The organism is Flavobacterium lotistagni, from assembly GCF_011392125.1.
GTDB classification, from domain to species: domain Bacteria; phylum Bacteroidota; class Bacteroidia; order Flavobacteriales; family Flavobacteriaceae; genus Flavobacterium; species Flavobacterium lotistagni.
In genome coordinates this window covers 1-245 of record NZ_JAAJBU010000046.1, presented here as the reverse complement: position 1 = coordinate 245, position 245 = coordinate 1, and the positions used below count along the sequence as shown (strand labels likewise).

The window sequence follows — 245 nt, the reverse complement described above, 5'->3', positions numbered from 1 at the left end:
TTCTCAAGTAAACACAACTTTTGTTAGCTCTACAAACGCTGGTGTGACTTTATCAGGAACTGATGTTTTGGTTGCTGCAGGAACACCAGCGGGAACTTACACCCTAACTTACCAAATTTGTGAAATCCTAAACCCAAGCAACTGCGATACTGCGATTGTAACGGTAACTGTGTCTGCGGCTTCAATTATCGCCAATGACGATACCGGAACAACTGTAAACGGACTTACTGGTGGAACAGCTTTCA

The 245-nt window shown here is 43.7% G+C and carries 1 protein-coding gene; it reads left to right on the top strand.

Features of this window, described 5'->3' with window-relative positions; genetic code table 11:
* Positions 1-245, top strand: a 245-nt coding sequence (locus G4D82_RS14365; RefSeq protein WP_166337977.1) for a hypothetical protein, incomplete at both ends; no start/stop codon positions are given.